The organism is Stenotrophomonas sp. 22LJNL06-5-1 (assembly GCF_056861455.1).
In genome coordinates this window covers 1,215,864-1,224,809 of the sequence record NZ_JBSPUE010000001.1, presented here as the reverse complement: position 1 = coordinate 1,224,809, position 8,946 = coordinate 1,215,864, and the positions used below count along the sequence as shown (strand labels likewise).

7 protein-coding genes are annotated in these 8,946 nt (G+C 66.6%); 4 read left to right on the top strand and 3 right to left on the bottom strand.

Features of this window, described 5'->3' with window-relative positions:
- Positions 1-308 precede the first annotated feature (308 nt).
- Both AC13GF_RS05685 and AC13GF_RS05680 read right to left on the bottom strand, forming a co-directional pair.
- Entirely contained in the window at positions 309-2,018 is a 1,710-nt protein-coding gene (locus AC13GF_RS05685) for a M28 family metallopeptidase (protein WP_483003673.1), read from the bottom strand.
- 86 nt (positions 2,019-2,104) lie between these two features.
- Positions 2,105-2,767 carry a DUF4097 family beta strand repeat-containing protein gene (locus AC13GF_RS05680; protein ID WP_142807088.1) on the bottom strand — a complete coding sequence of 221 codons (663 nt, stop codon included), beginning with the start codon at positions 2,765-2,767 and terminating at the stop codon, positions 2,105-2,107.
- 95 nt (positions 2,768-2,862) lie between these two features.
- On the opposite strand from AC13GF_RS05680, the gene AC13GF_RS05675 reads away from it, so the two are divergent.
- The gene (locus tag AC13GF_RS05675; protein ID WP_483003671.1) at positions 2,863-4,161 is read left to right on the top strand and encodes a murein hydrolase activator EnvC family protein; all 1,299 of its coding nucleotides are present in this window, start codon (positions 2,863-2,865) and stop codon (positions 4,159-4,161) included.
- 108 nt (positions 4,162-4,269) lie between these two features.
- Positions 4,270-5,850: a S41 family peptidase gene (locus AC13GF_RS05670; RefSeq protein WP_483003669.1), complete on the top strand. Its 1,581-nt coding sequence runs from the start codon at positions 4,270-4,272 to the stop codon at positions 5,848-5,850.
- A gap of 83 nt (positions 5,851-5,933) precedes the next feature.
- Here the strand turns inward: AC13GF_RS05670 and AC13GF_RS05665 are convergent, their stop codons facing one another.
- Complete coding sequence (locus tag AC13GF_RS05665) at positions 5,934-6,626, bottom strand: rhomboid family intramembrane serine protease (protein ID WP_010484241.1); 693 nt, start codon at positions 6,624-6,626, stop codon at positions 5,934-5,936.
- A gap of 228 nt (positions 6,627-6,854) precedes the next feature.
- Between AC13GF_RS05665 and AC13GF_RS05660 the strand changes: the two genes are divergently transcribed.
- Together AC13GF_RS05660 and pnuC are read left to right on the top strand one after the other, a co-directional pair.
- Positions 6,855-8,204 carry an outer membrane protein transport protein gene (locus tag AC13GF_RS05660; RefSeq protein WP_483003667.1) on the top strand — a complete coding sequence of 450 codons (1,350 nt, stop codon included), beginning with the start codon at positions 6,855-6,857 and terminating at the stop codon, positions 8,202-8,204.
- A gap of 142 nt (positions 8,205-8,346) precedes the next feature.
- Positions 8,347-8,946 carry a nicotinamide riboside transporter PnuC gene (gene pnuC / locus AC13GF_RS05655; RefSeq protein ID WP_483003665.1) on the top strand — a complete coding sequence of 200 codons (600 nt, stop codon included), beginning with the start codon at positions 8,347-8,349 and terminating at the stop codon, positions 8,944-8,946.

The window sequence follows — 8,946 nt, the reverse complement described above, 5'->3', positions numbered from 1 at the left end:
GCTGCGCCGATGGTAGTGTGGCTCAAGCCATGCGAGAGTAGGTCATCGCCAGGGTTTACACCCAAAACCCCGCTGCTCATGCAGCGGGGTTTTTCTTTGTGCGTAGAAAATGCGGGTAGTGCCGGCCGCTGGCCGGCAGGTGCGTTGATGGAACCGCCGCGAGCGGCGGCGCCAACCAAGGTTGGCGGCTACCGATGGCAGAGTGCGAACCAAGGGTGGCACCCACCAATGGCGGAGCGCACAAAAAAAGCGGCGCCCCGTGGGGCGCCGCTCTGCTCTCAACGATGTTCAGTCGAGCATGGCCCGACTTACTTGGCCGGGGCCTTGTCCTTCATCATCGCGTCGCGGGCTGCCTTGAACGGGTTGCCTTCGTACCAGTTCGGCCAACGATCACCGCCAGCCAGTTCCTTGCCGACGCCGTACATCAGCTGCAGGTCCTCGACGGTGCCGTCCAGCTTCCAGGTGGCTGCGTCGAACTCGTCCTTCGGGCCGTGGTAGCGGTTGGCGCCGTAGTCCGCTGCGGCCTTGCGGCCAGCGTCCACGCCACCTTCGCGCAGGTCCTCGCCGCCATCGGCGTACAGGGCAGGCACGCCTGCCTTGGCGAAGTTGAAGTGATCCGAGCGGAAGTAGAAGCCGCTCTGCACCGAGGTTTCACCATGCAGCGTGCGGTCCTGGGCCGCAGCCAGCGGCTTGAGGATGTCTTCCAGCTCCGAGCTGCCGAAGCCGGTGACGGTCACGTCCTTCGCACGGCCGGCCACCGACATCGCGTCGATGTTGATCACACCGGCGATCTTGTCCAGCGGGAAGGTCGGATGGGCAACGTAGTACTTCGAGCCCAGCAGGCCGGATTCTTCCAGGGTTACGGCCAGGAACACCACCGAACGCTCCGGCTTCGGCTCCTGGTGGGCCATCGCTTCAGCCACCTCGAGGATGCCGGCCACGCCGGTCGCGTTGTCGACCGCGCCGTTGTAGATGTTGTCGCCGGTCTCACCCTCATGCTTGCCCAGGTGGTCCCAGTGCGCCATGTACAGCACGGCCTCGTCGGCACGCTTGGTGCCCGGCAGCACGCCCACCACGTTGCGCGACTGCTTCTGCGCAATCTGGCTCTTCAGATCGACCGCAGCGGTGGCCTTCAGCGGCACCGGCTTGAAGCCGCGCTTGCTGGCGTCCTTGTAGGCCTGTGCCAGGTCCAGGCCGGCACCGGCGAACAGCGCCTTGGCGGCGTCGGCACTCAGCCAGCCCTGCACCGGAATGCGGGCGTCCGGGTCATCCTTGGCCGGCAGGTCGTACTGCGGGCCGGCCCAGGAGCTCTTCACCACATCCCAGCCATAGGAAGCGCCGGCGGTGTCGTGCACGATCAGCGCGGCGGCGGCGCCCTTGCGTGCTGCCTCTTCGAACTTGTAGGTCCAGCGACCGTAGTAGGTCATGCGCTTGCCGTCGAACAGCTTCGCGTCATCGACATGGAAGCCGGGGTCGTTGACGAACATCACGACCGTCTTGCCCTTCCAGTCCTGGCCGGCGTAGTCGTTCCACTTCTGCTCCGGCGCATCGACGCCGTAGCCGACGAACACCAGGTCGCTGGCATCGACCTTCACCTCGGCCTGGCCGGTACGGGTACCCACCACCATGTCGGTGCCGAACTTCAGTTCGGTGGTCTTGCCGCCCTGGGTGATCTTCAGCACGGTCGATTCGTCGGCCGTGGTCTCGGTCATCGGCACATCCTGGAACCAGCTGTCGCCGTTGCCGGGCTGCAGGCCGATGCGCTGCATCTGGTCGCGGATGTAGTTGACCGTCAGTTCCTCGCCCTTGCTGCCCGGGGCGCGGCCTTCGAATTCATCCGAAGCCAGTGTCTTCACCATCTCGGCGAAGTCGCCGGCGTTGATCTCGGGCGAGAACGCATGGGCCGCCGGCTTGGCAGCGGCGGTGTCGGTGGCCGGCGCGGGCGCCGGAGTGTCTTCGCCTTTGCAGGCACTGAGCGCGGCCGCAGCGGCCAGGCACAGGAGGAGTTTGCGGGGCATCGTCGATTCCTGGAAAACAAAGGGCGGCCGCACCTCGTGTACGACCGGTAACAGCGAGTATCACCGAACCGATGGGCGCGGTGTGCTCAGTCCGCCGGAGCGGTTTCGGTGTCGAACGGGATCGGCTCGGCGCCGGTGACCGGGCCGATGCGGGCCGTGCGGTGCACGTACAGCACCACCTCGCGTTCGAACTGCAACGGGCCGTCGACCACGGCATTCGGGCCGATGATCACGCGTGGCTTGCGGCTGGCGGTCAGCGAGACGCTGAAGTTCGGCTTGCGCACGTGCACACCGCCCTTGACCTGCGAACCGATGCCCACGGTGATGTCACCGTTGACGGTTTCCACGTCGTTGCCGACGCGGCTTTCGACCAGCCCGATGCCACCGTTCACGGTTTCAACGCCGCCTTCGATCTGGCTGCCGCGATCGCTGAAGATGCTGCCGTTGACGGTGCTGACGTTGCCATGGGCGATTACTTCGCGGCCCAAGCGTACACCGCCGTTGACCGTTTCGATCTTGCCGGTGCGCGCGCGATCGGCGACCTTCACCCCGCCGTTGACGGTGTCGATGCTGCCGGTCTCGACGCCTTCGCCGACGCGGATGCCACCGTTGACGGTATCCAGCTTGCCGTAGCGCTGGCCGGGTTCGGCGCTGATGCTGCCGTTGACCTTGCTGATGTTTTCCTGCGCTGCTACCGGCGCGGTGACCAGCAGTACGCCCAACAGCAGCGGAATGGAGAGAGCTTTCATGGGGACCTCGATGGATGTGCGGCTGGCAGGCCGCGTGCGGAGATGTCACCATTCCCCGGTAGCCCCCGCAACTGCCTGAAGTCACTGGAAAGCCCTTGCGCGACAACGCCTTCCCATCACGCCGACATCACATCGCCGCTGCCCGCGGCGGGCGCTGCCTGCTGTTGGGGCTGGCCTTGGCACTGGCGTTGCCGTTGCCGGGTGCCGCGCAGACCACGCGCGAGACCGAGCGCAAGCTGCAGAAACTGCGCAGTGAGCTGAAGGGCGTGGCGCAGGAGCGCCGGCAGATCGAAGGCCAGCGTGGCCAGGCCTCGCAGCAGCTGCGCGAGGCAGATGAGAAGGTGGCCCGCACCGGCCGTGCGCTTGCGCAGACAGAGACCGCGCTGCGTGAGCAGGGAAGGGCCCTGGCCGAGGCCGAACAACGCCGCAGCACGCTGCAGGCCAATCTCGCCCAGCAGCATCGCGAGCTGGCCGGCCTGCTGCGTGCGGCCTACCAGCTGGGCAACCACGCACCCCTGAAGCTGCTGCTGTCGCAGGACACGGTGGCCGATGCCAACCGCGCCCTGGCCTACCACCGCTACCTGCAGCGCGAGCGGGCACAGCGCATCACCACGCTGACGGCTGACCTGAAGGAACTGGAAGCACTGCAGGCGCAGATCGCCGAGCGCAAGCAGAAGCTGCAGGGGGCGCAGCAGGACCAGAAACAGCAGGCAGCGGCCCTGGAAGTGGACCGCCGCGATCGCGCCAAGACCGTTGCTTCGCTGGACGAGCGCTTCAAGGACCAGCGCGAGAAGGAACAGGCGCTGGGCCAGGATGCCAAGGCGCTGGAAACACTGCTGGCCAATCTGCGTGCGGCCGCTGCCCGTGCCGAGGCCGAGCGTCGCGCGGCTGCACGTCGAGCCGCCGCCGAAAAGGCCGCTGCCGAACGAGCCGCGCGCCAGGCTGCCGCGCAGGGCCGCCCGCCACCGCCCACCAAGGTTCCGCCGGCGGTGGCGTCCGCACCGGCCCCGAAGGTGGGGGGCCTGGGCTGGCCATTGTCCGGCAACCTGCTGGCCCGCTATGGCGGCAAGCTGCCTGACGGACGTACCAGCAGCGGCGTGCTGATCGGCGCACCGGCAGGCAGCACCGTCACCGCCGTGGCCGACGGTACCGTGGTGTTCTCCGACTGGATGACCGGTTACGGCATGATCCTGATCGTCGACCACGGCAACGGCTACATGAGCCTGTACGCCCACAACGACACCCTGCTCAAGGACGCCGGTGCACGGGTCAGCCGCGGCGATGCGGTGGCCAAGGTCGGCAATTCCGGCGGCCAGGGTGTCACCGCGCTGTACTTCGAGCTGCGTCGTGGCGGGCAACCGGTGAATCCGGACAGCTGGCTGCAGCGGCGCTGAATCCCGGCTCGCCACGTGCGGGCTGGATTCAACGGGAATTTAGCTGTGCTTCGCGCATAATCGGTGCATGTGCCTTGGGCACCATGCCACCGTCGACAGGAGTGATCCATGCGCGCAGCCCGTACCGCCACCCTCTTGCTGGCCCTGTTGCCAGCGCTGTCCTGGGCGCAGCAGACCGCGCCCGCCCCGAGCCAGGAAACCGGCGGGCAGGCAGCGAGCAGCGAGGAGGCGGTGACCTCGAAGGTGCCGCTGGAGGACATCCGCCGCTTCGTGGCCGTCTACAACGCAGTGCGGGCCGCCTACGTCGATCCGGTCGATGACAAGAAACTGATGCAGGCAGCGGTGCGTGGCCTGCTGCTCGATCTCGATCCGCACAGCACCTACTTCAACAAGGAAGACGCGCAGGCCTTCGACGAACAGGCCAGCGGCGCCTACGAAGGCATCGGCGTGGAGCTGCAGCAGCAGCCGGACAACGCCAGCATGAAGGTGATCTCGCCGATCGACGACACGCCGGCGGCCAAGGCCGGCATCCTCGCCGGTGACCTGATCATCGCCATCGACGGCAAGCCGATCAGCGCGATCGATGCCAGCGAACCGCTGCGCGGCCCGGCCGGCAGCAAGGTGGTGCTGACCATCGTGCGCGAAGGCAAGCCGAAGCCATTCGACGTGAGCCTCACCCGCCAGACCATCCGCGTGACCAGCGTGAAAAGCCGCCTGCTGGAACCGGGCTATGGCTACATCCGCCTGAGCACGTTCCAGGCCGACACCGGTTCGGACTTCCAGAAGCACGTGCAGCAGCTGCAGAAGCAGTCCGGTGGCCAGCTCAAGGGCCTGGTGCTGGATCTGCGCAGCAATCCGGGTGGCCTGCTCACTGCTGCCGTGCAGGTGGCCGACGATCTGCTCGACAAGGGCAACATCGTCAGTACCCGTGGCCGCATCAGCATCAGCGATGCACGTTTCGATGCAACGCCGGGCGATCTGTTGAAGGGCGCACCGGTGGTGGTGTTGGTCGATGCGGGTTCGGCCAGTGCCTCGGAAGTGCTGGCTGGGGCGCTGCGCGACAACAAGCGCGCCCGCGTGGTCGGCAGCCGCACCTTCGGCAAGGGTTCGGTGCAGACCGTGCTGCCACTGGACAACGGCGATTCGGTGAAGCTGACCACCGCGCGTTATTACACGCCCAGTGGCAAGTCGATCCAGGCCACTGGCATCGTTCCAGAGGTCGAACTGAAGCCGGCCGTTACGCCGGCCGAGGATGCACTGCCGGCCAGCCTGAGCGATTACAGCGAAGCGACCCTGCCGGGTCATCTGCGCGGTGACGACGAAGGCACCGAGGGCTACCACGCCGGTGCGGTACTGCCGGGCGATGGCCCGATCAACGAGGCGCTGGCCGAGCTGAAGAACCCGGGTTCGGTGGCTGCACGCTTGAAGGCCGAAGCGGCGAAAGCGGATGCGGCCAAGGCCGCGAAGGCCGCTGCGGTGAAGCCGGAAGCGAAGGCCGAACCGAAGGCCGAACCGAAGGCGGAAGGCAAGCCAGAAGCGAAGCCAGAAGCGAAGCCAGAAGCGAAGCCAGAAGCGAAGCCAGAAGCGAAGCCAGAAGCGAAGCCAGAAGCGAAGCCAGAAGCGAAGCCAGAAGCGAAGCCAGAAGCCAAACCGGAAGCCAAACCCGCTCCGGTCCCGGCCAAGCCCTGATTCTGTAGAGTCGAGCCAAGCTCGACTGATCTACGAACGGACGGGTGAGCGTGGAGCCGGCCAGCGGCCGGCACTACCTGGAGTCAGAAGCCGTGCCGCTTGCGCAGGCGACGGGCGATGGCCGCCCGCACGTACACGCCGTACAGCAGGCCGAACAGGAAGCCGCCGATGTGCGCCCACCAGGCGACCATGCCGAAGCTCGGGCCGATATGGGCGAACACCACCTGCAGGGCGGCCCAGACGCCGATCAGCAGGTAGGCCGGGGCACGCACGAACTCCAGGAACAGGCCGAGCGGGATCACTACGCCCAGCCGGGCGCCGGGGAACAGGGCCAGATAGGCGCCGATCAGCGCCGACACCGCGCCGCTGGCGCCGATGATGATCTGGTCCGGGCTGCCCATGGTGTAGATCGCCACCAGGTTGGACACTGCACCGCCGACCAGGAACAGCAGCAGCAGGCGCCACGGGCCCAGCACCCGTTCGGCGGGCAGGCCGAAGATCAGCAGGAACACCAGATTGCCCAGCAGGTGCGACCAGTCCGCGTGCAGGAACAGGGCGGTGAACAGGCGCAGCACGCTGCCGTCCTGCAGGGTCGCCCACCAGTCCAGCGGGTGGGTCAGGCCGGTGGACAGGGCGCCCCAGTCCAGCCAAAGGCTGCCGCGGGCGTCGTCCGGACGCGAGATCGACCACAGGAACGCCAGCCACAGTGCCGCAAACAGCACGGGCGTGGCCCAGCGCAGGGCCGCCTTCTTGCGCGACGGGAGGGAGACGAACATGGGCACTAGCCTAGCGTGAGGGCGCTTACGGCGGGGATTGTCCTGTTCAGCTTTTGAGACGAAAAAAGCGCCTGCGCTGTTATTGTTTCATTAACAGCTCTGGGTAATACTCGCATACGGCGTCGTATGTCGGGAGGGGAATCCGGCGCGCTCCGAAGGGCCCCAAGGCCCGCCGGGCGCAGGCGCACTCAGAGCACCATCACCGCTTACCGGAGAGAGAGAACTACGATGCAAACCGCTTCCACCATTGCCCGATTGACCCTGCTGGCCGTCGGCGTTGCCGGTGCGCTGGCTGCTGCCGACGCCAACGCCGCTGCCTTCCAGCTGAAGGAAAACAGCGCCAAGGGCCTGGGCCGCGCATTCGCCGGCTCCGGCAGCGCCGAAGGCGACGCCTCCATCATCGCCGTGAACCCGGCCGGCATGCGCCAGCTCGATGGCACGATGGTCCAGGGCGACCTGAGCGCCATCAGCTTCAAGGCCGAGTTCAAGGGTCAGGGCCGCAATGCGGCAGGCCGTCCGCAGAGCGGTGGTGACGGCGGCGACGCCGGCATGATCGCCCCGGTTCCGGCCGCGTACTTCCACATGCCGATCGGCGAGAAGGCCCACTTCGGTGTGTCGCTGACCGCACCGTTCGGCTTCAAGACCGAATACGACAACGGTTGGGTGGGTCGTTACAGCGGCCTGAAGACCGATCTGAAGGCCATCGACCTCGGCTTCGCCGCGTCGTATGACGTCAACCCGTACGTGTCCTTCGGCGCGTCGGTGTTCGTCGAGCACCTGACCATTGAGCTGAGCAACGCCGTCGACTACGGCAGCATCCTGGCCGGTGCCGGCGCTCCGGGCTTCGCCCCGGGCAGCGCGGATGGCACCCTGAAGATCGAGGGTGACAACAATGCCGTGGGCTGGACCGTCGGTGGCCTGTTCTCGATCGACGAGAACACCCACATCGGCCTGAGCTACCGTTCGAAGGTCGAGCACAAGATCACCGGTGGTGATGCGACCTTCAGCGGCGCCGACCGCGCCCGTTCGCTGCTGACCAACTCGCCGCGTACCCGCGGTTGGTTCATGGACACCAGCGGCAAGGCCACGGTGACCATGCCGGCCTCGGCCACCCTGAGCGTGACCCACAAGGTCAACGATCGCTGGACCGTGATGGGCGACGTGACCCGTACCGCCTGGTCGACCGCCTTTGACAGCGTCACCGTCGACTACGCTTCGCCGCAGGCGGATTCGGTCCTGGAGTTCGGCTACCGCGACACCACCTTTGTGTCGCTGGGCGCCGACTACAAGCTGAGTGACACCGTCACCCTGCGCGGTGGTGTTGCGCTGGACCAGACCCCGACCACCGACGCCCACCGCGACGTCCGCGTGCCGGATACCAGCCGCAAGTGGCTGTCGCTGGGCGTGGGCTGGACCCCGTCGGCAAACACCGAGTACAACTTTGGCTACACCCACCTGTTCACCAGCGATCCGAACGTGAACGTGCGTGCGACCACTGCCAACCAGGGCAACTCGCTGTCGGGCAAGTACAAGGTCCGTGGCGACGTGCTGGCTGCTTCGTTCCAGTACAAGTTCTGATCCAGGCCTCGGCCTGACGCAGTAAACGGAAGGCCCCGCGCAAGCGGGGCCTTCTTTTTCTGTGGCCACGGGCCATCCACGCGTGGCGTGGATCTACTGAAGATCGCAGCCATCCACGGTGTGGATCCACGACAATAGCGCCATGAACCTGTCCGATCCGAACTTCCAGCTGGAGCTGGCTGCCAACATCGCCGTCGCCGGCTCGATCCTGCTGGCCGGCCGCAACAACGTGCACACCTGGTGGCTGGGCATCGTCGGCTGCGCGCTGTTTGCCGCGGTGTTCGAGCGCTCGCATCTGTATGCGGACATGGTGCTGCAGTTCTTCTTCATTGCCATCAGCGTGCTGGGCTGGTGGCAGTGGCTGCGTGGCGATCACGGCGCGCCGCTGCCGATCACCTCATTGCGACCGCGTGCATGGGCCTGGCTGGCGCCGCTGGCGGTGGTGGCCACGTTCGGCTACGGCTGGATGCTGACCCGCCTGACCAACGCCTACGCGCCCTACATCGATTCGGCGGTGCTGGTGCTGAGCGTGATCGCGCAGATCCTGATGATGCGGCGCAAGCTGGAATCGTGGTGGGTGTGGCTGCTGGTGAACACCGTCGCGGTGCCGCTGTACTACAGCCGTGGCCTGCACCTGACCTCGATCCTGTACGTGGGCTTCTGGATCAACGCACTGGTGGCGTTGCGCCACTGGCGCAATCTGATGCGGGCCGAGTCCACGACTGTGCCTGAATCCCTGTAG